General features: G+C 60.0%; 20 protein-coding genes and 2 pseudogenes. 14 read left to right on the top strand and 8 right to left on the bottom strand.

What is annotated here, in order from left to right:
• The first annotated feature begins 162 nt into the window (after positions 1 to 162).
• The 5 genes from ACIPIZ_RS13600 (at position 163) to hcnC (ending at position 5,074) form a co-directional block, all read left to right on the top strand.
• The gene (locus tag ACIPIZ_RS13600; protein WP_401165691.1) at positions 163 to 1,092 is read left to right on the top strand and encodes a hypothetical protein; all 930 of its coding nucleotides are present in this window, start codon (positions 163 to 165) and stop codon (positions 1,090 to 1,092) included.
• Between the two features lie 226 nt (positions 1,093 to 1,318).
• A complete protein-coding gene (locus ACIPIZ_RS13595; protein WP_064390604.1) occupies positions 1,319 to 1,858 on the top strand; it encodes a hypothetical protein in 540 nt (179 codons plus the stop codon).
• Between the two features lie 243 nt (positions 1,859 to 2,101).
• The gene (locus ACIPIZ_RS13590; RefSeq protein WP_064390603.1) at positions 2,102 to 2,416 is read left to right on the top strand and encodes a (2Fe-2S)-binding protein; all 315 of its coding nucleotides are present in this window, start codon (positions 2,102 to 2,104) and stop codon (positions 2,414 to 2,416) included.
• Positions 2,413 to 3,822 carry a cyanide-forming glycine dehydrogenase subunit HcnB gene (gene hcnB, locus ACIPIZ_RS13585; protein WP_122660804.1) on the top strand — a complete coding sequence of 470 codons (1,410 nt, stop codon included), beginning with the start codon at positions 2,413 to 2,415 and terminating at the stop codon, positions 3,820 to 3,822. Before ACIPIZ_RS13590 ends, hcnB begins: the two co-directional genes overlap by 4 nt.
• Positions 3,815 to 5,074 carry a cyanide-forming glycine dehydrogenase subunit HcnC gene (hcnC, locus tag ACIPIZ_RS13580; protein ID WP_401165688.1) on the top strand — a complete coding sequence of 420 codons (1,260 nt, stop codon included), beginning with the start codon at positions 3,815 to 3,817 and terminating at the stop codon, positions 5,072 to 5,074. The genes hcnB and hcnC overlap by 8 nt, the downstream gene beginning before the upstream one ends.
• Before the next feature lie 135 nt (positions 5,075 to 5,209).
• On the opposite strand, the gene ACIPIZ_RS13575 is transcribed toward hcnC, so the two are convergent.
• Positions 5,210 to 7,018, bottom strand: coding sequence for a monovalent cation:proton antiporter-2 (CPA2) family protein (locus tag ACIPIZ_RS13575; protein ID WP_253482919.1), 1,809 nt, complete (start codon positions 7,016 to 7,018; stop codon positions 5,210 to 5,212).
• 262 nt (positions 7,019 to 7,280) lie between these two features.
• Here ACIPIZ_RS13575 and ACIPIZ_RS13570 point away from each other — a divergent pair, with 262 nt between their 5' ends.
• Positions 7,281 to 8,195 carry a LysR family transcriptional regulator gene (locus tag ACIPIZ_RS13570; RefSeq protein WP_105708732.1) on the top strand — a complete coding sequence of 305 codons (915 nt, stop codon included), beginning with the start codon at positions 7,281 to 7,283 and terminating at the stop codon, positions 8,193 to 8,195.
• Here the strand turns inward: ACIPIZ_RS13570 and ACIPIZ_RS13565 are convergent.
• Together ACIPIZ_RS13565 and ACIPIZ_RS13560 are read right to left on the bottom strand one after the other, a co-directional pair.
• Positions 8,185 to 8,952: a substrate-binding domain-containing protein gene (locus tag ACIPIZ_RS13565; protein ID WP_105708733.1), complete on the bottom strand. Its 768-nt coding sequence runs from the start codon at positions 8,950 to 8,952 to the stop codon at positions 8,185 to 8,187. The genes ACIPIZ_RS13570 and ACIPIZ_RS13565 overlap by 11 nt on opposite strands.
• Positions 8,953 to 8,964: 12 nt before the next feature.
• Complete coding sequence (locus ACIPIZ_RS13560) at positions 8,965 to 10,257, bottom strand: MFS transporter (protein WP_105708734.1); 1,293 nt, start codon at positions 10,255 to 10,257, stop codon at positions 8,965 to 8,967.
• 427 nt (positions 10,258 to 10,684) lie between these two features.
• On the opposite strand from ACIPIZ_RS13560, the gene ACIPIZ_RS13555 reads away from it, so the two are divergent.
• Positions 10,685 to 10,990 carry an RcnB family protein gene (locus ACIPIZ_RS13555; RefSeq protein ID WP_105708736.1) on the top strand — a complete coding sequence of 102 codons (306 nt, stop codon included), beginning with the start codon at positions 10,685 to 10,687 and terminating at the stop codon, positions 10,988 to 10,990.
• Positions 10,991 to 11,577: 587 nt separating this feature from the next.
• On the opposite strand, the pseudogene ACIPIZ_RS13550 reads toward ACIPIZ_RS13555, so the two are convergent.
• Positions 11,578 to 11,772: pseudogene (locus ACIPIZ_RS13550) on the bottom strand (diguanylate cyclase); the annotation flags it as partial.
• A gap of 163 nt (positions 11,773 to 11,935) precedes the next feature.
• Between ACIPIZ_RS13550 and ACIPIZ_RS13545 the strand changes: the two are divergent.
• Positions 11,936 to 12,274, top strand: coding sequence for an FKBP-type peptidyl-prolyl cis-trans isomerase (locus ACIPIZ_RS13545; RefSeq protein ID WP_401165684.1), 339 nt, complete (start codon positions 11,936 to 11,938; stop codon positions 12,272 to 12,274).
• Between the two features lie 30 nt (positions 12,275 to 12,304).
• The gene (locus tag ACIPIZ_RS13540; RefSeq protein ID WP_064390592.1) at positions 12,305 to 12,715 is read left to right on the top strand and encodes a hypothetical protein; all 411 of its coding nucleotides are present in this window, start codon (positions 12,305 to 12,307) and stop codon (positions 12,713 to 12,715) included.
• Between the two features lie 217 nt (positions 12,716 to 12,932).
• On the opposite strand, the gene ACIPIZ_RS13535 is transcribed toward ACIPIZ_RS13540, so the two are convergent.
• Positions 12,933 to 13,310 carry a DUF6124 family protein gene (locus tag ACIPIZ_RS13535; protein WP_401165682.1) on the bottom strand — a complete coding sequence of 126 codons (378 nt, stop codon included), beginning with the start codon at positions 13,308 to 13,310 and terminating at the stop codon, positions 12,933 to 12,935.
• Positions 13,311 to 13,899: 589 nt separating this feature from the next.
• Between ACIPIZ_RS13535 and ACIPIZ_RS13530 the strand changes: the two genes are divergently transcribed.
• A complete protein-coding gene (locus tag ACIPIZ_RS13530; RefSeq protein ID WP_064390590.1) occupies positions 13,900 to 14,175 on the top strand; it encodes a metal/formaldehyde-sensitive transcriptional repressor in 276 nt (91 codons plus the stop codon).
• 12 nt (positions 14,176 to 14,187) lie between these two features.
• A pseudogene (gene dmeF / locus ACIPIZ_RS13525) lies at positions 14,188 to 15,104 on the top strand (CDF family Co(II)/Ni(II) efflux transporter DmeF).
• Here the strand turns inward: dmeF and ACIPIZ_RS13520 are convergent.
• Positions 15,101 to 16,204, bottom strand: coding sequence for a cytochrome P450 (locus tag ACIPIZ_RS13520; RefSeq protein ID WP_401165680.1), 1,104 nt, complete (start codon positions 16,202 to 16,204; stop codon positions 15,101 to 15,103). The pseudogene dmeF and the gene ACIPIZ_RS13520 overlap by 4 nt on opposite strands.
• 78 nt (positions 16,205 to 16,282) lie before the next feature.
• Here ACIPIZ_RS13520 and ACIPIZ_RS13515 point away from each other — a divergent pair, with 78 nt between their 5' ends.
• The 3 genes from ACIPIZ_RS13515 (at position 16,283) to ACIPIZ_RS13505 (ending at position 19,248) form a co-directional block, all read left to right on the top strand.
• A complete protein-coding gene (locus ACIPIZ_RS13515) occupies positions 16,283 to 17,044 on the top strand; it encodes a helix-turn-helix transcriptional regulator (protein ID WP_150648387.1) in 762 nt (253 codons plus the stop codon).
• Positions 17,045 to 17,206: 162 nt separating this feature from the next.
• Positions 17,207 to 18,427, top strand: coding sequence for a putative DNA modification/repair radical SAM protein (locus ACIPIZ_RS13510; RefSeq protein WP_401165678.1), 1,221 nt, complete (start codon positions 17,207 to 17,209; stop codon positions 18,425 to 18,427).
• Positions 18,424 to 19,248, top strand: coding sequence for a TIGR03915 family putative DNA repair protein (locus ACIPIZ_RS13505; protein ID WP_401165675.1), 825 nt, complete (start codon positions 18,424 to 18,426; stop codon positions 19,246 to 19,248). Before ACIPIZ_RS13510 ends, ACIPIZ_RS13505 begins: the two co-directional genes overlap by 4 nt.
• Before the next feature lie 284 nt (positions 19,249 to 19,532).
• On the opposite strand, the gene ACIPIZ_RS13500 is transcribed toward ACIPIZ_RS13505, so the two are convergent.
• Complete coding sequence (locus ACIPIZ_RS13500) at positions 19,533 to 20,552, bottom strand: branched-chain amino acid aminotransferase (protein WP_008086978.1); 1,020 nt, start codon at positions 20,550 to 20,552, stop codon at positions 19,533 to 19,535.
• Positions 20,553 to 20,785: 233 nt separating this feature from the next.
• Positions 20,786 to 22,159 (bottom strand): dihydrolipoyl dehydrogenase, encoded by a 1,374-nt coding sequence (gene lpdA / locus ACIPIZ_RS13495; protein ID WP_401165673.1) that lies wholly within the window; start codon positions 22,157 to 22,159, stop codon positions 20,786 to 20,788.
• Positions 22,160 to 22,166 lie beyond the last annotated feature (7 nt).

Raw genomic sequence — 22,166 nt, 5'->3', positions numbered from 1 at the left:
TGTTATCCGGCAGTTGTTGCAATTTGCAAGGTTTTCGGAAGTTCATTCTTTATAACTAGCTGAAATTAAACGACTTATTTAATTCTCGCGACTGGCACGGTCACTGCAATTCCTCTGATGACGAGTTGTAACACCATTTTTCATGCCTGGAGCAGAACAACAATGAATAGATCCCCTGATGGGTTTTATCCCGCCGTTGAAGAGTCGAGCAGCGTTTCGGGCGTGTCCTGGGGCGCGATTTTCGCAGGTGCTGCGGCTGCCGCAGCCCTGTCGATGATTTTGGTCCTGCTCGGTTTCGGTTTGGGTTTCTCTGCCGTTTCACCGTGGGCCGGAGAGGGCGTCAGCGCCAAGGGCCTGGGCATTTCAACGATTGTCTGGTTGGCGGCGACGCAGATCATCGCTTCCGGTATGGGCGGCTACATCGCCGGTCGCCTGCGGGTGAAGTGGGCGAACATGCACGGTGACGAGGTGTATTTCCGCGACACCGCGCACGGCTTCCTCGCCTGGTGTGTGGCGACGCTGGTCACCGCAGTGCTGGTGGTCGGCTCGGTCAGCAGCGTCATCAGTGGTGGTGTGCAGGCCGGTGCCAGTCTGGCTGGCGGTGCAGCCGGTGCCATGACCCAAGCGGCCGGTACTGCTGCGGCGAACACCGACAGCAATCAGTACGGTTACTACATCGACAGCCTGTTTCGCGATGACCGTCCGGCCTCCGTCAGCGATGACGCTGCGCATGGCGCCGTGGCCCGGATCTTCGCGCAAAGCCTGGCCAACGGTCAGCTCAGCGCCGAAGACCGTACCTACCTCGCGCAGTTGGTTGCCCAACGCACCAACCTGACTCAGGCCGACGCCGAACGTCGTGTCGATGAAATCTACGCGCGTACTCAGAAAGCCCTGGCCGACGCCAAGCTGAAAGCTCAGCAAGCCGCCGACACCGCTGCGAAAGTCGCTGCCTGGACCTCGCTGTGGATGTTCATCTCGTTGCTGGCCGGCGCGTTCTTCGCCAGTTTCGCGGCTACTTTCGGCGGTCGTCGTCGCGATGCGGTCGAGTACGTTGAAGTCGACACCTACACCACGACCACTCCAGTCCGTTAAACAAGGAGCATCACCATGCGCTCACTACTGCTGTTTTTCCTCGGCGTACCGATCCCGATCATTATCCTGATCGCCCTGTTCGTGCACTGATTGCTCCATTGAGGCCCATGCCTCGGCCGCTTCCACCTTCGGGTGGAAGCGGCTTTTTGCTTTCTGACGGGCAACAAGGCGAGAATCCGCGTCGGCAACGGGTCGGCCGTTGTGCGCATGTTTAAGGATGAATACGTTGGACAGGCAAGCAATCAAACGACGAGTCGTCGAAATGCTCGAGGGCGGGCATTCCAGGAGCGAAACCTTCAAGGCGCTGTCGGGCGGCAAGGTCAAGGATCGAGTGCTGGCAGGCTGGATCGGCGGGCGTCGCGATCCCGTCCTCAGAAAACGCCACGCCGTTAAAGTCAATATCCTGGTCGCGCTGATGGGCATCTGGGGACTGCTCGGGGGGATAGCCGGGCTTGTGCAAATCAATGACGGCGGCATCGTTATGGCGGTGGCCATGGTGTTGATTGTCGGCGTGATTCCGCTGTTGTTTGCATGGGGCTTTTATCAGGGCATCGCGGTGGTTTACACAATCTACATCACCTTCACGATCAGCCAGATTCCTCGAGAGTTGGCAGGCTTCAGTGAAGAACCCGTGTCGACTCTGCTCGGCGTGGCTTTCATTCTGGCCATGGTGTTCTACGCCGCCTGGGTCAAATCGCTGCTGTTCCCGGACCTCGCTATGATCGGCCCGAAGAAGATCAAAGGGCAGTTCGTCTTCGCCAATTGATCGTTGGACAATCCAACCGCTTTCACTGGCCTGGATCAATATTTCGTCCGGCGATATCGCCTACCGTAAATGATCCAAGCCTTTGCCGCGGTATCGACTACATTGCCTGTACGCGCACCAGGTTGCGCTGACGGAGTACCGCAGTCAGACCCTCAAAATGCATTAGAACAACGGGTCGGCACGGTGTAGTGCAGCAAGGAGCTGGCGCAAAACTCCACTGAAATTTTCACGGAAGATCATTCAATGCACTGCCAAGAAAGAACCTTCGATATCCAGCCCTTGGCGCAGGCGGATATGACTGTCCACATCAACGGTCAAGCGGTCAGCGCTGCTATCGGCGAAACCGTCCTGAGCGTCATTCAATCCCTCGGCGTACGCCAGATTGCCCGCAACGATCATGACCAGATCAGCGGCGCCTATTGCGGTATGGGCGTGTGCCAATGCTGCCTGGTGAAAATCAACGGCCGGCACAAGCGCCGCGCCTGTCAGACCGTGGTACGCGACGGCATGCGCATCGAAACCCAGGTCAACCGCATCGTTGCGCAGGAGGTCGTATGAACCTGCAACCGGTGATTGTCGGCGGTGGCCCGGCGGGAATGGCAGCCGCCATCGAGCTGGCACGCCACGGTGTGCGCAGCACCTTGCTTGAAGAGGCTTCGCGCCTCGGCGGGGTGGTCTATCGCGGGCCACTGCGTGACGGTGTGCAACTGGATTACCTCGGTCCGCGTTACTCCGAAGCGCTGGGCAAACTGCACGGTGAGTTTCAGGAACAGTCGGGACTGATCGACGTGCGCCTCAACCATCGGGTGGTCGGCGCCGAAGGTACTCGCGCCCTGGTAGTGCTGGACGGTGACGAGCAACTGCGCGAGATCGAATATCCGCAATTGCTGCTAGCCGCCGGTTGCCACGAACGCAGTGTGCCGTTCCCCGGCTGGACGCTGCCGGGCGTCATCATGCTTGGCGGTCTGCAACTGCAAATCAAAAGCGGCGTGGTCAAGCCGCAAGGGCCGGTGATCATCGCCGGCACCGGGCCGTTGTTGCCGTTGGTGGCGACGCAGTTGCATGCCTCGGGCGTCAGCGTCGCGGGCGTGTATGAGGCGTGTGCGTTCGGCAAGATCGCCCGTGAGAGCCTGGCGTTGCTGAACAAACCGCAGTTGTTCCTCGACGGCTTGAGCATGCTTGCCTACCTGAAATTGCACGGCATCCCGATGAATTACGGCTGGGGCGTGGTTGAAGCCCATGGCGAGGACGAACTGAAAAGCGTCAGCGTCGCGCCGTACTCGGCCACGTGGGAACCGGACATGAGCCGCGTCGAGCGTTTCGAGGCCAAGACCCTCGCGGTCGGTTACGGCTTTATTCCGCGCACCCAACTGAGTCAGCAGATGGGCCTGGATCACGGCTTCAGTGACGACGGTTATCTGCGCGCCAACGCCAACCTCTGGCAGCAAAGCAACGAGCCGCACGTGCATTTGGCCGGTGACATGGGTGGGATTCGCGGCGGTGAAGCGGCGATGCTTGCCGGCAAGATCGCGGCGACTTCGATCCTGCTGCAACGCGGTGTCCTCGAAGAAGAACTGGCCCGCGTGCGCCGCGACCGTTATCTGGGCAAACTCAGAGCCATCGTGCGTTTTCGCGCCGCCGTTGATCGCTATACCGAGCGCGGTGTCGGCCAGACCGCTTTGCCCGCCGCCGACACGGTGATCTGCCGTTGCGAACACGCCACCCGTGCCGACATCGATCTGGCGCTGGAGCAGGGCGTGCAAGACATCGCCAGCCTGAAAATGCGCACCCGCGTAAGCATGGGCGATTGCCAGGGGCGCATGTGCGTCGGCTATTGCAGCGACCGGTTACGCCAGGCCACCGGGCGCAAGGATGTCGGTTGGCTGCGCCCGCGTTTCCCGATTGATCCGATTCCTTTTTCCGCGTTCCAGTCCGTCGGCACGGAGGCCGCTGCCCATGAGTAAGTTCTATGACGTGATCATCGCCGGTGGCGGCGTGATCGGGGCGTCCTGCGCCTATCAATTGTCCAAGCGCAAAAACCTCAAGGTCGCGCTGATCGATGCCAAGCGCCCCGGCAACGCGACGCGTGCTTCGGCCGGTGGTTTGTGGGCGATCGGTGAATCGGTCGGCCTCGGCTGCGGGGTGATTTTTTTCCGCATGATGTCAGCCAACCGCAAGCGTGAAGCCCAGGGCGCGGCGGTGGCGGTGGACGCGAGCACGCCACACATTCTGCCGGAGTCATTCTTTGATTTTGCTCTGCAGTCCAACGCCCTGTACTCGGGGTTGCACCGCGAGCTTAAAGAACAGCACGGGATGGATTTCAAGTTCGAAAAGACCGGGCTGAAATTCGTCATTTATGACGATGAAGACCGGCTCTACGCCGAGCACATCGTCGGCTGCATTCCGCACCTGGCCGATCAGGTGCGCTGGCTCGATCAGGCGGCGTTGCGCGAGTCTGAACCGAGCGTCAGCCATGAAGCACGCGGGGCGCTGGAGTTTCTCTGTGATCACCAGGTCAGCCCGTTTCGCCTCGCCGACGCCTACATGGAAGGCGCGCGGCAGAACGGCGTCGACATTTTCGTCAACACCAACGTCACCGGCGTGTTGCACCATGGCAGCCGCGTCACTGGAGTGCAGACGGCCGAGGAGGGCGTGTTCCACTGCAAGACCCTCATCAACGCGGCGGGCGCGTGGGCGGCGGATCTGAGCGAGTGGGCCAGCGGCATTCGCATTCCGGTCAAACCGGTCAAGGGCCAGATTCTGTTGACCGAGCGCCTGCCGAAAATCCTCAACGGCTGCCTGACCACCAGCGACTGTTACGTGGCGCAGAAGGACAACGGCGAAATCCTGATCGGCAGCACCACCGAAGACAAAGGCTTCGACGTCACCACCACTTACCCGGAAATCACCGGGCTGGTGCAGGGCGCGGTGCGCTGCCTGCCGGAACTCAAGGATGTGAATCTCAAACGCACGTGGGCGGGGTTGCGTCCGGGTTCGCCGGATGAATTGCCGATACTCGGGCCGATGCGTGGGGTGGAGGGTTACCTGAATGCCTGCGGCCACTTCCGTACCGGGATTCTGACTTCGGCGATTACTGGCGTGCTGCTGGATAAGCTGGTCAACGATGAGCCGCTGCCGCTGGATATCACGCCGTTTTTGGCGGATCGGTTTGAGGTGGCGCCGGTCAAACAGGAGCTGGAACTGGAACTGGTCTGACCTTGGCAAGATGATCGTTCCCACGCTCCGCGTGGGAATGCCTCAAGGGACGCTCCGCGTTCCAGCTTGCGAATTGGAACGCAGAGCGTCCCGGGCTGTATTCCCACGCGGAGCGTGGGAACAATCGGGTGTGGCTCAGGTGTTGCGTGATTCTTCTTCCAGTTGATCGGATTCGAACAACCGCGCCAGTTCCGCCCGGGCTTCCTGGGCGGTTTGCAGGACTTTCGCCGCATCGTCGTAAATCGCGTGTTGCGCCTCCAGCACCTGTTCGTCGTGGTGTTTGAAACGCTTGATCCGCGCATCGGCCTGGGCCTGGGTCAAACCGAGGCCAACCAATGTGCGTCGGCTCATTTCCAGACTTGAGTAATACGTTTCCCGAATCGCTTCAGCGCCCACATCGACCAACCGATGCACATGCTGACGGTTACGGGCCCGAGCGATGATCTTCATGTGCGGATAAAGCTTGCGCACCACCTCGGCCGTTTTGATATTGGTCTCCGGATCATCCGTGGCAATCACGAAATATTCCGCCTCGCCGACCTTGGCCGCGTTGAGGATTTCCGGGCGCATCGGGTCGCCGTAGAACACCGGCACACCGCCGAAACTGCGCGACAGTTCGATGGTTTCCACCGAGGTGTCCAGCGCGACGAACTTGATGTTCTGCGCCCGCAGGATACGCGCGACGATCTGGCCCATCCGGCCCATGCCGGCAATCACCACGCGTGGGGCTTCGGTGTCGATCTCACGGTATTTTTCCGGCACTTCCACCGGCTGCACTTTCGGGCTGACCAGTCGCGCGCAGATCAGCAGCAACAACGGCGTCAGCGCCATCGACAGGGTGATGGTCAGCACCAGCAAGTCGTACAGACGCGGCTCGAACAGGCCTTGATCGCGACCGATCTTGAACACCACAAAAGCAAACTCACCGCCGGCCGCCAACACGATGCCAAGGCGAATTGCACTGACCTTGTTCAAGCCACCCGCCAGGCGTCCGACGACAAACAACAGCGGCAATTTCAGCCCGATCAGCAGCAGTGTCAGCCCCAACACGGTGATCGGCGCACTCAGCAGCAGACTGAGATTCGCACCCATGCCCACGCTGATGAAAAACAGCCCGAGCAGCAGGCCCTTGAACGGTTCGATCTGCGCTTCCAGTTCATGGCGATATTCCGAATCCGCCAACAGCAAACCGGCAAGAAACGCCCCCAACGCCATCGACACGCCGACCAGATCCATCAGCCACGCCGTGCCGATCACCACCAGCAACGCGGTGGCCGTGGAGACTTCCGGCAGACCGGTTTTCGCCACCACGCGGAACACCGGACGCAACAGATAACGTCCACCAACCACCACCACGGCGATGCCGCCGAGCACTTGCAAGGCGTGATTCAGATCTTCGGCGGTGCTGGTGGTGTGATTGCCACCCGCGAGCATCGGCACCAAAGCAATCAACGGGATCGCGGCGATGTCCTGGAACAGCAGAATCGCAAATGCCAGACGTCCATGGGGGCTGGTCAGCTCTTTTCGTTCGGCGAGGCTTTGCAGACCGAACGCCGTGGACGACAAGGCGAGTCCGAGGCCGAGCACAATCGCGCTGTTCAACGGTTGGCCGAACACCGACAACGCCAGCACGCCGATCACCGAAGCGGTCAGCAGCACCTGCGCCAGACCGACGCCGAATACCGATTTGCGCATCACCCACAAGCGTCGCGGCGACAGTTCCAGACCGATGATGAACAGCAGCAACACCACGCCGAGTTCGGAAATGTGCGCAACGCTCTGTGGATTGCCGATCAGGCCCAGCACCGACGGGCCGATGATCACCCCGGCAAACAGGTAACCGAGCACCGCGCCCAGTTGCAGACGTTTGGCCAAAGGCACGGTGAGCACGGCCGCGAACAGAAACACGACGGCGGCTTGCAACAGATTGCCTTCATGGGGCATGGGGGAACTCCTGACAACGGTACGGCGGGGGGTGACAAGGATAAGGGCTACAGCGACTTTTCATCCACCGAAGATCCCCTGTAGGAGCTGTCGAGTGCAACGAGGCTGCGATCTTTTGATCTTGCTTTTGCCTTCGAAGAAGCAAGATCAGAAGATCGCAGCCTGCAGCAGCTCCTACAGGGAATTTTCGTTGTTTCTGTGATAATTGGCATCAATTGGTTACATTTATAACCCCTGCGTATCAATTTTTCTGAGTCCCGCCATGGCCATCAACTTCGACCTCAACGACTTGCAAGCCTTCCGCGCCGTGGTCGAGCAGGGCAGTTTTCGCAAGGCTGCCGACACCGTGCGCCTGTCGCAACCGGCGCTGAGCCGGCGCATCGAAAAACTCGAAGACGCCCTCGGCGTGAAGCTGTTCGAGCGCACCACACGCAAGGTCAGCCTGACCCAGGCCGGACGCGGTTTCATGCCGAGTGTCGAGCGCTTGCTGGATGATCTCGATATCGCCCTGCTGGGGATCAGCGAGGTGGCATCGACGCGGCTGGGCCACGTCACCGTCGCCTGCGTGCCTTCGGCGGCGTACTACTTCATGCCGCGGGTGGTCGCCCGCTATCACCAGCAATTCCCGCGGATCAAGGTCAAAGTCCTCGATTCCAGCGCCCACGATGTCTTGAGCGCGGTGGTCAATGGCGAGGCGGATTTCGGTTTGAGTTTCTTGGGTACGCAGGATGCCAAAGTCGATTTCGAAGCGCTTGTGCAGGAGTGCTATGTCGTCGCCTGTCGCCGCGATCACCCGTTGGCCGGGCGCAACAGCGTGACGTGGGACGAGTTCTATCAGCAGGATTACATCTCGCTGGACAAGACCTCAGGCAACCGCTTTTTGCTCGATCAGGCCTTGAGCACCGTGGTGCCGCAGCGGCAGAGCATCTGCGAAACCAAACATGTGACGACGATGATTGGTCTGGTCGAGGCGGGATTGGGAGTGGCGGCAGTGCCGTTAATGGCGATGCCGGGGCCGGATCATCCGATCCTGACACGTATTCCGCTGACCGATCCGCAAGTGATGCGCAGTGTCGGCATCATCAAGCGCCGGGGCCGTACGTTGACCCCGGCGGCACTGGAACTGGAGCGGCTGGTGGTGGAAATGAAAGTCCAGCCGCCAACGATCAACGCTTGACCGAATCCAGCCCGGTGGCCTGCACGTCAGGTTGCGCAGCCGGTGCGGCGAGGTAGGCGAGCAGGGCTTTCGCCTCTTCCGGATGTTGCGCGCCGACCGGAATGCCGGCAGCAAAACGCGTCACTGACTGCACCGATTCCGGAATCTTCGCGACGAAGCTCACGCCCGGCACCGGTAGCAGTTCGCTGACCTGCTGGAAGCCCAGTTGATAGTCACCGGTGGCAACCACCGAGCCCACCGGGACTTTCGCAATCATCTTGGCCTTCGGTTTCAGTTGATCTTCGATGCCCAGTTTCTTGAACAACTGCTGCTCGATGTACACGCCGCTGGCGCTGTCGGAGTAGGCCACCGACTGCGCGTCGAGTAAGGTTTTCTTTAGATTGTCGACGCTGCTGATGTCCGGTTTCGGCGCACCTTCGCGCACCACCAGGCCGATCCGCGAATCCGCCAGTTCTACACGAGAAGCCGGGTCGACCTTGCCTTGCTTGATCAAATCATCGAGGGCGTAGCCGACCATGATTACCACGTCGGCGTGTTCACCGCGTGCGAGGCGATTGGGGATCGCTTCCGGTGCCTTGCCCATCGACGGACCGAGTTGGGTGTCGAGGGTGTTGCCGGTGGCGGCAGCGAATTTCGGCCCGAGGATTTTGTAGGCGGCGGTGAAGCCACCCGACGTCATCACGTTCAGCTGTTCAGCGTGTGCCAGGGTGCTGAAAGCGCAGAGGGCGATGGCGGCGAAGTTAAAGAGTTTTTTCATGGTCATGGTTCCTTATGCTGCGACCGGTTGCAGACGGCCGCCTGCGCGGCGATAGAGGTACAGCGTGGCGCACAACGCGCACAGCGCACCGATGCTCATCCAGTAACCCGGCGCGGCTTTGTCGCCGGTGTACTGAATCAGGAAGGTCGACATTGCCGGGGTGAAACCGCCGAAAATCGCCGTCGCCAGGCTGTACGCGAGGGAGAAACCGGCCACGCGCACTTCCACCGGCATGATCTCGGTCAGCGCCGGAATCATCGCGCCGTTGTACAGGCCGTAGATGAACGACAGCCACAGCAGCGACAGCAACATGTGGCTGAAGCTCGGGGCCTGCACCAGGTACGACAGCGCCGGATAGGTGGTGGCCAGTGCCAGCAGCGACATCGCGATCAGCACCGGACGACGACCGATGCGATCAGACAACATGCCGCCAATCGGCAACCAGAAGAAGTTCGACACACCCACCAGCAAGGTCACCAGCAGCGCATCGGACGTGCTCAGGTGCAGCACGGTTTTACCGAAGGTCGGCGCATACACGGTGATCAGGTAAAACGCGGTGGTGGTCAGGGCGACCATCAGCATGCCGCCAAGCACCACGGCCCAGTTCTGACCGAGGGTGCGGAACACTTCGCCCATGCTCGGACGGTGTTTGCGCGCGGCGAATTCTTCGGTTTCCGCCAGATTGCGACGCAGAAAGAAGATGAACGGCACGATCATGCAGCCGACGAAAAACGGAATCCGCCAGCCCCAATCGGCAATTACGTCCGGCGCCATCCACGCGTTCAATGCGTAGCCCAGCGCAGCGGCAACGATGATCGCCACTTGCTGACTGGCTGACTGCCAAGCGGTGAAGAAGCCTTTACGGCCCGGGGTGGCGATCTCGGACAGATACACCGAAACCCCGCCCAATTCGGCACCAGCGGAGAAGCCTTGCAGCAGGCGCCCGATCAGCACCAGCGCTGGCGCAAAGAGGCCGATGCTTTCGTATCCGGGCACCAGCACAATCAATATCGTACCGCTGGCCATGATCGACAGCGTAACGATCAAGCCCTTGCGGCGGCCGACATCATCGATGTACGCGCCGAGCACGATGGCTCCCAGTGGACGCATCAAAAAGCCTGCGCCGAACACCGCAAAGGTCATCATCAGGGAAGCGAACTCACTGCTCGCCGGAAAGAACACCGCCGCGATCTGCGTGGCGTAAAAACCAAACAGAAAGAAGTCGAACTGTTCGAGGAAGTTACCCGAGGTGACCCGGAAAATGGCACCGGCCCGCGAGCCGCCGTGTGGGATTGAGGCTGTCATAACAAAGGACTCCACCGCTTTTATGACGTGCGCCACGGAGAGGCAGCGCACGGTTCTTATTGAGGCGGATGGTGGCCCAGCTGTAACAGGATGTTAATTGCATTATTGGCATGCATTGATGTGCAAAGCGGATCAATGTGCTCGACGCATGCTTTTTGTAGGAGCCGAGCTTGCTCGCGAAAGCGGCGGGTCAGGCAATGACGAGGTTGAATGTATCGGCCCTATCGCTGGCAAGCCAGCTCCCACAGGTTTTCGGGGTGCCCGCAACTTTCGCTAACACCCTGGCCCCTCGTGGGAGCTGGCTTGCCAGCGATGGCGGCCTGACTGACGACTACAATCCCCGAGCCCTCCCAGGCAAAAAAACAAGGAATGATTCCCGAACCATACAGTCCGAGTTCAGGTATCACACATCAATGGAGGTTCACCGATGAACAGCAAAACCCTAATCGCCAGCCTGGCCCTCGTTGCCGGCATTGCCGGGATCAGCCCACTTGTTCAAGCGGCGCAAACCTCAAGCGAGCCCACCGTTCAATCCCCGGTCAGCGACCGCGAACTCAAGGTCAACGACCGCGCCCCAGACATTTATCAACGCAGCGAAAAAGCCATCGACTGGAAAACCAAAGGCCTGAAAAAACCGGTTGATCAGGCGCAGTGGGTGCAGATCAATGACCAGTACGTCATGGTGATGATCACCAACGGGACCATTGTCGAGATGCAACCGGTTCCGCGTTGAGTCTCCAGCGCTAATTGGCCATGGACGGATGATTGCAATCGAGCGCCGTTCGGGTAAAACCCTTGGGGCGTTTCGAGTGGCTGCAAGTCAGGAGCAATCGGTTGGACAAGAAACCGCTTTATCGCAAAGTAAACACGCGCACTTGGGGTGTTCGACGTAATGAATCGGTCGCGCATTATCGCGATCAGCGCAATACCAAGACCGAGAGTCGCCGCGAAGCATCGCGAGGTTCAATGCATCCAGGCAAACGATACGGGCTGGATTACACGCCGCTGTTCCGGTTCTTGTTGTCCCGGGTGGGTGGCCATTGGGATCGGATTTTCAGTGAAGCGGTGTCTCGCCTCGATCATCCCGATCCACTGTTCTGGATGGTTGCCATTCGGGAAGATGAGCGCAAGGACATCGTCCGATTGGGCGAGTCGAGCTACTTCAGTGGCCTGTACGTCGATGAAAAGAACCATCTGCAAATCGTCAATCCCGACTTGAAGGCCGAGAACATGACGCCGGGTTGCCTGTGCTGCACTCACACCTTCAACGGCGTTCCATTTGGCCAGCCTGCGAATTGAACGGGCCATTCCAACCGCTGTGCGGGCAAAATACTGGCTGCGCTTGAACCGCTCGGCGTCAGCATCCTGATGAATATTCCGACCTTCAGCGGCGCGGCTCAACAATTCGCGGTATTCGGCGAGTTGCCGGCGCAAACCGCGTTCGCGCCAAACCAGTAGGGCAATCACGGCCAGCATGATCGTACCGGCGGCAAGGCCGATCCAGAGCTGAATCATTTAGGCGCTGCCTGCATGGCGAATCGATCCGTGAAGTAGTGGCGGTTGGCTATGTTAATGCTTCATCACTCAAAGCGGATACAGCGTTGATCTGCGCGTGCGGGTTGCCAATGACCGGCAATTCTGGGAAAACGGCGGCCTGCTGAACAATAGAGTGAATGTTATGAATGATGAACTGCAGGTAATCGATCTTCAGGTGGGCGAAGGCAAAGCCGCGGTCAAAGGCGCGCTGATCACCACCCAATACACCGGCTGGCTGGAAGACGGCAGCGAGTTCGATTCTTCCTACAGCCGAGGCAAACCTTTTCAGTGCGTGATTGGCACTGGCCGGGTCATCAAAGGTTGGGATCAAGGGCTGATGGGCATGCAGGTGGGCGGCAAACGCAAACTGCTGGTGCCGGCGCATCTGGGCTATGGCGAGCGAACGATGGGCAAGATTCTGCCGAATTCGAATCTGCTGTTCGAGATTGAGTTGCTGGAGGTTTTGACGCGGGAGGATTGATCACCAGGATATCGTTCGGGAGCCGGGTAAATGGATGTTGATCAGATTATTTACAAGGCAGTCGCGTGGCTGAGTCTGGAGCATGAAGGGCGGCGAGGTCCGATTCACAACATAGAAATCCTGTTGATGGGGCTCGGCTGTATTTTCGCAATGTTCGTATCGAAAAGTGCCCTGGCAAAACGCAAAGCTTTCACGGCCAGCACTGCACAGACCTTGAAAGTGGCAACCCTGAAGGCGACGTCCTTTACCGAGAAAAGTGGACGGCAGGTCAAAATTTCAGGCGTATTGCTTGAGGAAAGTGACGCCTACATCGTCAAAGTGACGCATGAGGATGAGGAGGGTGAAATCGAATCATCCAGTGATTCACTCTCTACGCTGGAAGACGTCGAAGCTTATCTCAGGGCCCATACGCCGTTCATCCTGGCGGATTTTCGGCGGTGAATGCGCAACTGCTTTCGCGAGCAGGCTCGCTCCCACATTGGCATGGCGGTGTACTCAAATGCTGTGAGCAACCGCGAAGCTGTGGGAGCGAGCCTGCTCGCGAAGAACGATTACGCGGTCGATCAGGCTGCGTGCGCCATTTCGGCCAGTTCATCGAGTTGGGCGAGGGCGGTGACGGCGCAGGCGACAACCTGTGCATCTGTTTTGTTGGTCATGGTCATTGCCTCGGGTCGGGTTCGAGTTTGTCGAGGGCGCGGTTGACCGCGAGCTCGCCGAGCATGACCACTTGCTGGATGCCTAGCAGGGTGTTGCGGTAGGGCGTTTCGAGCAGGCCGGCGAAGTCGCTGAGCATGATGCTGGCCGAGGCCATGGATTCGCAGGCGTGGGCCAGCAGGGATTCGGTGTCCATGTCCGGGGCGACGAGGAACATGGTGCTGGGCGTTCGCTGGGGTGGGGCGGGAGGTTTGAGGTAGTGGTCGAGGGCACGTTCGGCGGCCTCGTTGAGTTTTGTCGGGTCGAGCGTGGAGTAGGGGGATACTGGATCTGATTCGGTTGTGGCATCCGCTTCTGGCGGATTTGGCGTTACTTTTAACATTTCGGAGGTTTCCAAAGTGATGCTGACACCACCTCGCGACTAAACCAGAAGGTGGCAGCTATGCACAGGTTAGTCGACCGGAAACCCACCCAAACCGGCGCACCCGAAGGCGCCCTGCGCACAGCTACCATTGAGTGAGGTACCGAAATACCTACTGTCTGGAATGTTATGCAGTTTGAATAGATTACCGAGCGACTAAACCCGATCACTGAACATTCAGTGACGCGAACCAAGCTACCGGCAGCCCTCAAACCGCACAAGCCGGCGGATTCTGGCGTAGTTGTAGGCAAAGGCGCAAGGCGCTGTAGCCCGCACGATGATGCCGAAATGATGCTGCGTTTTTCCGGCCGCCAGCGCCGACCCCATAACTTTTCGACACCACAAATACCTGTGGGAGCGGGCTTGACCGCGAAGTGGCCGGCACATCCAGCAACTCTGCAGTCAGGTACGCCGCCTTCGCGGGCAAGCCCGCTCCCACAGGGGGGGAGTTGTTCCCAAAACCGCTTCCAACCCTGAACACCTGACCGGTCTTGCCATTGTCGAAGCCATCGATGATCATTCTCGCCATATAGGGGTAAGGGGTATAGGTATGTCGCACATTCACCAACACAAAGACGAACTGCTCAACCGCGTACGGCGGATAGCCGGGCAGGTGCAGGCGGTCGAGAAAGCGCTGGAGGGTGATGCCGATTGCGCCAAGACGCTGCATCTGGTCGCGGCAATTCGCGGTGCGGTCAATGGGCTGATGGAGCAATTCATCGAGGCCCACGCCCGCGAACACGTTGCCCTTGCGGGCCTGCGCGACGACGAACGCGCACAGGGCGTTGAAGAATTGCTGCAAGCCATCCGCCGTTACTCCAAATAGAGCGCAGACATCATGACTCTGACTCCGAAAGCTGAACACTTCAGTCACGACCACCAGTTTCTCGGCGCTTCTCACGATGAAAATGGCCGCCGCACCTTGTGGGTCGTCGTGCTGACATTCGTGATGATGATTGCCGAGATCGCCGCCGGTTACGTCACCGGTTCGATGGCGCTGCTGGCCGACGGTTTCCACATGGCCACCCACGCTGGCGCGTTGGGCATTGCCGCGGCGGCGTACGGCTTCGCCCGGCGCAACGCTACAGTTTCGGCACCGGCAAGGTCGGCGATCTGGCCGGTTTTGCCTCGGCGATGATTTTGGGGCTGGTCTCGTTGGGCATTGCCGGTGAGTCCGTTTTGCGTTTGTTCCAGCCCACCACGGTGGCGTTTGGCGAGGCTACGGTGATCGCGATTGTGGGCCTGGCGGTGAACCTGATCAGTGCCTTCCTGCTGATGGGGCCTCACGGTCATGACCACGGCCACGCGCATGCTCATGGCCACGATCATCATCACCATCACGACAACAACCTGCGTTCGGCCTACGTCCATGTACTGGCCGATGCCTTGACCTCGGTGCTGGCGATTGCCGCGTTGCTGGCCGGGCGTTATCTGGGTTGGGTGTGGCTGGACCCGGTGATGGGGATTGTCGGTGCCATCGTCATTGCCAAGTGGGCGTACAACCTGATGCGCGACAGTGCTGCGGTGTTGCTCGACGCCACCGATGAGCCGGTGGCTGCAGAGATTCGCCAGCTGCTGGAATCCTCCAACGACGTGCGCATCAGCGACCTGCACGTCTGGCAAGTCGGCCCGCAGGCGCGGGCGGCGATCGTCAGTGTGGTCGCGGCAGCGGATGTCACGGCGCAAGCGATTCGCGAGCGGTTGGCGCCAGTGCATGAGCTGGCGCATCTGACCATCGAGCTGCGTAACGCTTAAGCCGTGGCTTCGCTGAACATCGGGATGCGCCCGTTGAGAGACGGGCGGTACTGCCAGTGCAGCCGGTTCGGGTCGACGCCGTGAGCGAGGAGTTCGCTGACCGTCGCACTGGCGATACTCATCGCCAGCAACTGCCCCGGGCAATGATGCCGGCCACTGCCAAAACTGAAACTGCGCCGATTCGTGCGCTCCAGCAAAAACGCGTCGGGCTGTTGATTGAGCGCCGGATCGCGATTGGCCGAGGCCAGCAGCACCAGAATCACATCTCCAGCCTCGACCCGAACGCCATCAATCTCACAAGCCTGAGCCACAAACCGTCGGGTGTTTTGCACTGGCGGGTCGAAACGCTGCACTTCGGCCAACAACGCCTGCGTCGGTGCGTCGCGCAACTCAGGTTGCCGTCGCAACGCCAGCAGCGCGTTGCCGATCAATCCCGCAGTGGCTTCGTGAGTCTGTGAACAAAGCCCGATCAGATTGGCAATCAACGTTTCTTCAGCGCCGTCAAATCGCTGCTTGATCACCGTCAGCAACGCGCTATCCGCTTGCGCCAGCAACTCGATGAAATAATCGCGCAACCGCTCCGCCGCCGAATGTGCGGCCATCAGTTGCAGGTCATTGCTCAATGGCGACAGGCAGGTGACGAAGTCGGCGGTCAGCTCACTGACGGCTCGACCCTGTGCCGGGGTGAAGCCGAGTAGCGCCGCAACCACGCACACCGGGCCGCGAAACATGGCTTTATACAGGCCGTCGGTGTTTACAGTGATCAGTCGCGCGGCTACCAATGCTCGTACTTGGGCCTCATCAATCAACTCAAGCGCAGGCTCGATCGCCGAACGCGGGCAGCGCTGACGCTCGCCATCATTCATCCGCATCAATTGCCCGAACACCTCGCCCGCCATGCCCGAAGCAATCGCCGTGGGCACCGGTTCCTGCGCCGGACGCACCCGGCAATCGGTATGCGCCAGCACCGCACACACCGCCCGGGCACTGCTGGCGACCCACAGTCTCAGTTCGTGATGAAACGTGAATCCGCCCTGAGCACGCAGTCCGGCGTAATAAGGATAGGGGTCGGCATGAGTCGCAGCGCTGATCGGGTCCATGGTTCGCAGCCTTGTCGTCGAGAAAGTGATGCGAGTATCGTCAGTGCTCAGCGGCGATGATTCGTCGGGGAGCGAAATATGCACGCAGAACATCAAGACATCGGCGTCTCGCAGGTGGCTGCCGCCATCGCGGAGCCGGCGCGAACGAAAATCCTCTGCTCGCTGATGGACGGCCACGCGCGCACCAGCACCGAGTTGGCGGCCATCGCCGAAGTCAGCGCGTCTACCGCCAGCGCGCACCTGGCCAAGCTCAAGGATCTGGCGTTGGTGCGCCTGCACGTGCAGGGTCGTCATCGTTATTACAGCCTGGCCGACCAACGCGTGGCCCAGGCGCTGGAAGCGTTGATGGTGATCGGCCAGAGCGCCACACCGACCTTCAAACCGCACACGCCGGATCGCCTGCAATTCGCCCGCACGTGCTACGACCACATGGCGGGGACGCTGGCGGTGTTGCTGCATGACCGTTTGCTCGAGGCGGGGTGGCTGGACGAGTCGGACGAGCAAGCGTATTGCTTGAGCGACAGTGGCGCGGCGTTGTTCGAAGGCTTGGGCATTGAAGTGCGGGATTTGACTACGTTGCGGCGCAAGTTTGCCTGCCCGTGCCTGGACTGGAGCATGCGCCGCCCGCATCTCGGCGGATCGCTGGGGGCGGCGCTGTTGCAAACCGCGTTGAAGCGCAAGTGGCTGACGCAGGATCTGGACAGTCGGGCGTTGGCGTTGACCGTGGTGGGGCGCAGGGAAATCGCCGTGCGGTTTGGCGTTGAGTTGGCGAATGAAAATGGCCAGATCAAAAGATCGCAGTCTGCGGCAGCTCCTACAGGGCGGGTGTACACCCGATGAAAATCGGGTGCATCCGATAAATCCCGATCCCGAATCTACGTAGGAGCTGCGGGACGCTGCGATCTTTTGATCTTCGCTCTAAGCCGACGAGGGGTCGTGCCCAACCTTGTGCCCACGTTCGTGACGCTATACTGTATATCCAAACAGTAAAGAGCCCGCGCCATGCAAATCATCGACAAGCTGAGCATCCTCGCCGACGCCGCCAAGTACGACGCGTCCTGTGCGAGTAGTGGCGCGCCCAAGCGCAGCTCCGAGGGCAAGAGCGGGCTGGGCTCGACCGATGGCATGGGCATCTGCCACAGCTACACGCCGGACGGGCGTTGCGTGTCGTTGTTGAAAATTCTGCTGACCAATTTCTGCCTTTACGATTGCCAGTACTGCGTCAATCGCCGCTCCAGCGACGTACCGCGGGCCCGCTTCACACCCGAAGAGGTGGTGACGCTGACCCTGGATTTCTACCGGCGCAACTGTGTCAGCGGGCTGTTCCTCAGCTCCGGGATCATCCGCTCGGCGGACTACACCATGGAGCAACTGGTGCGGGTGGCGAAGCTGTTGCGCGAAGAACATGAGTTTCGCGGCTACATCCATCTCAAGACCATTCCCGACGCCGACCCTGCACTGATTGAGGAGGCGGGGCGTTACGCCGATCGGCTGAGCGTGAACATCGAACTGCCCACCGATGCCAGTTTGCAAACCCTGGCTCCGGAGAAAGACATCGCTTCGATCAAGCAAGCGATGAACACAATTTACACCGGTGTGCAGACCGTTTTGAACGAACCGCGTTCGGCGAAGTTCGCCCCTGCCGGGCAGAGCACGCAACTGATTGTGGGCGCCGATGACACTGACGACAGCACGATCTTGCACAGTGCTCAGTCGTTGTACGGCAACTACCGCTTGCGTCGCGTTTACTATTCGGCCTTCAGTCCGATCCCCGACAGCCCGAAAAGCGTGCCACTGGCCGCGCCGCCGCTGATGCGCGAGCACCGTTTGTACCAGGCCGATTTCCTCCTGCGCAGCTACGGTTACCGTGCCGACGAACTGTTCAAGGGGCCGGGCAATCTGGCCTTGGACATCGACCCGAAACTGGCGTGGGCGTTGCAGAATCGCGAGGTGTTCCCACTGGATCTGAACCGCGCCGAGGCGTCATTGATCGCGCGTATTCCCGGCATTGGTTTGCGCACCACCGAACGTCTGGTCGAGCTGCGCCGACAACGCAAGATCCGCTACGAAGATGTCGCACGCATGCGCTGCGTCCTGGCCAAGGCCAAACCCTTCATCATTACAAGCGACTACCATCCGCAGCAGGCCGAGGTCACCAGCCACTTGCTCTATCAACAATTACGCGACCGGCCGATGCCGCAACAGATGGGATTGTGGGGATGATCAATCTCGACTGCGACGATATGTTCGACACCTGGCGTCAGCAGGCACGCTGGCTGCTCAGCCATGAAGTCGATCCGAGCCTGGTGAGCTGGGCCTCGGAAGGCGTGGGCGATCTGTTTGCCAGTGATGCCCCTGTGCCTGAAGGGCAAGGTCCATTTATGGCGAAGATCCCGCGTGTACTGCTCGAAACGCTGGAGCACGCCGCGCAATACCGTGGTGATCAACGCTGGAGTCTGTTGTACGAAGTGTTGTGGCGCGTCAGCCACGGTGATCGCACGGCAATGATGGCCGGTGACAAGCTGGGCAGCGAGTTGCAGCGGCGAATCAAACAAGTGCGCCGCGAAGCTCATCACCTGCATGCGTTTGTGCGCTTCATTGAACGGCCGAAAAACAGCCAAGGCCCGCAATACGTGGCGTGGCACGAACCGGCTCACGACATCCTGCTCAGCGCCAGCGAGCATTTCGTCGGGCGCATGGGCCAGCATCGCTGGCTGATCGCCACGCCGCGTGACGGGGTTTATTACGATGGCGAACAACTGATCCATCAGCGTCAATGCCCGCTGGAATGGCAGCAACTGGCGCAGAACGTCGACGATCCTCACGGTGATCTGTGGCTGACTTATTACAGCCACATCTTCAATCCGGCGCGGTTGAACGAGAAGGTCATGCAGGGGCATTTGCCGGCGCGGTTCTGGAAAAATCTGCCGGAGGGGGAGTTGATTCCGGGGTTGATTACGCAGGCGCGGATGGGCAAGCAGCAGAATGGGCAGGCGAGCGGGATTGCCAACCGTGCAGGCAAACGGATTGCCTTTAAGAGCTAAAAGCATACCCTCACCCCAGCCCTCCCGAAACGTCGGACCGCCCATAGGGAGAGGGGGCCGACCGAGGTGTTCTCGCGTACTACATTGACCTGAACGATCAAGTCGAACTCAGGTTTTGAAAAGCACAAAAATCGGCTCCCTTTCCCCCTCGCCCCTCTGGGGGAGAGGGCTGGGGTGAGGGGGAAAGGATCGCCAGCACGCCACACATATCCCGCCAAACGCCACAAAAAAAGCCCCCCACCAATCACTCGGTGGAGGGCTTTTCTACATCAGCAGCCGTCAGATCAAACCTTGACGATCCAGCCCGCTGGCGCTTCGATGTCGCCGGTCTGCACGCCCGTCAGCTCTTTGTAGAGCTTCTGGGTCACTGGGCCGACTTCGGTTTCGCTGTGGAACACGTGCAGATGGTCGTTGTAGCTGATGCCACCGATCGGAGTGATCACTGCCGCAGTACCACAGGCACCGGCTTCCTTGAAGTCCGACAGCTTGTCGATCAGCACGTCGCCTTCAACCACTTCCAGACCCAGACGGGACTTGGCCAGTTCGATCAGCGACAGGCGGGTGATGCCTGGCAGAACCGACGGCGAGTTCGGGGTGATGAACTTGTTGTCGTGGGTGATCCCGAAGAAGTTGGCCGAACCGACTTCTTCGATCTTGGTGTGGGTCATCGGGTCCAGGTAGATCGCGTCGGCGAAGTTGGCTTTCTTCGCTTTCGAGCCCGGCATCAGGCTGGCGGCGTAGTTGCCACCGACCTTGGCGGCGCCGGTGCCTTGTGGGGCGGCGCGGTCGTAGCTGGAGATCTGGAAGTTGTGCGGGGTCAGGCCGCCCTTGAAGTAGGCGCCGACCGGAATGCAGAAGATCGAGAAGATGAACTCGGGTGCAGTGCGCACGCCGATGTTGTCACCCACGCCGATCACGAACGGACGCAGATACAGCGCGCCGCCGGTGCCGTATGGTGGAATGAAGCGCTCGTTGGCGCGAACCACGGCTTTGCACGCTTCGATGAACTGCTCGGTGTCGACCGTCGGCATCAGCAGACGCGCGCAGCTGCGCTGCATGCGCAGGGCGTTCTGGTCCGGGCGGAACAGGTTGATCGAGCCGTCCTTGCAACGATAGGCCTTCATGCCTTCGAAGCACTGCTGGCCATAGTGAAGGGCAGTCGAGCCTTCGCTGATGTGCAGCACGTTATCTTCGGTCAGGGTGCCTTTGTCCCACTCGCCATCGCGAAAGTACGACAGATAGCGTTTGTCGGTCTTGATGTAGTCAAAACCCAGCTTGTCCCAATTGATGCTTTCGTTACCCATGACACCCTCTATCACTGAACAACCGTCGAAACGGTTCAAGGCTTCTGACGTTTTTTGGATGGGCACAACAATACTTCATTCTTGAGCGGTTTCGCAGCCCGGACTATCGGATGACAGGCAGATAAATCGCGTTGTTCTCAAGAAATCGCGAGCAGGCTCACTCCTACAAGGGAATGCATTCCAAAATGTAGGAGTGAGCCTGCTCGCGATGGGGCCATCATTGCCACCCTCACTCACAGGTGGAGTGCATGGCCAAGGGCACGCAACGCCGCTTCCTGCACCGCTTCACCCAAAGTCGGATGCGCATGAATGGTGCCGCCGATGTCTTCCAGCCGTGCGCCCATTTCCAGGCTCTGCGCAAACGCCGTCGACAATTCGGAAACACCCACGCCAACCGCTTGCCAGCCGACAATCACATGGTTATCCCGACGAGCGACCACGCGCACGAAGCCGCTTTTCGACTCCAGCGTCATCGCCCGGCCATTCGCCGCGAACGGGAAACTGGAAACAATGCAGTCCAGCCCCGCAGCTTTTGCCTCGTCCGGTGTCTTGCCGACCACCACCAGTTCCGGGTCGGTGAAGCACACCGCAGCAATGGCAGTCGGGTTGAATTCACGGGTTTTGCCGCTGATCAACTCGGCAACCATTTCGCCTTGGGCCATGGCGCGGTGGGCCAGCATCGGCTCGCCGCTCAGATCGCCGATGGCGTAGACGTTGCGCATGCTGGTCTGGCAGCGGCTGTCGATCTTGATCGCCGAGCCGTTCATGTCCAGATTCAACGCTTCAAGGTTCCAGCCCTGGGTATTCGGTTTGCGACCGACGGCGACCAGTACCTGATCGGTTTCCAGGTTCAGGGTTTCGCCCTCTGGGTCGCGCACCTGCAACGTGCCGTCGAAACCCAGCACACTGTGTTTGAGGTACAGCTTCACGCCCAGTTGCTTCAGCGCGTCATGCACCGGTTGCGTCAGTTCAGCGTCGTAAGCCGGCAGGATACGATCCTGCGCCTCGACCACGCTGACCTCTGCGCCGAGCTTGCGATAGGCAATGCCCAGCTCCAGACCGATGTAACCACCGCCCACCACCACCAGACGTTTTGGCACGGATGTCGGCGCCAACGCTTCGGTGGAGGAGATGACCGGCCCGCCAATCGGCAGGATCGGCAGATTGACGCTGGTCGAACCGGTAGCGAGTACCAGGTGCTCGCACTGGATGCGCGTGTCGCCGACATCAACGGTTTTGCCGTCGATGACTTTGGCCCAGCCATTGATGACCTGAACCTTGTTCTTCTTCAACAGTGCAGCGACGCCGGTGGTCAGGCGATCAACGATGCCGTCCTTCCACTCGACGCTTTTAGTGATGTCGAGCGTCGGCGCGGAAACGCTGATGCCCAGTGCCGAATGCTGACTGTGATGCCGGGTCTGGTGAAACTGCTCAGCGACATGGATCAGCGCTTTCGACGGGATGCAGCCGATGTTCAGGCACGTACCGCCCAGCGATTGGCCTTCGACCAGAATGGTTGGAATGCCCAGTTGCCCGGCGCGGATCGCCGTCACATAACCGCCGGGGCCGCCGCCGATGATCAGCAGCGTAGTGTTCAGAGATTGCATGCGCGCC

Origin of the sequence: Pseudomonas sp. NPDC087690, assembly GCF_044743175.1 — a bacterium.
Taxonomy (GTDB): domain Bacteria; phylum Pseudomonadota; class Gammaproteobacteria; order Pseudomonadales; family Pseudomonadaceae; genus Aquipseudomonas.
This window is presented reverse-complemented; position numbering and strand designations above follow the sequence as displayed.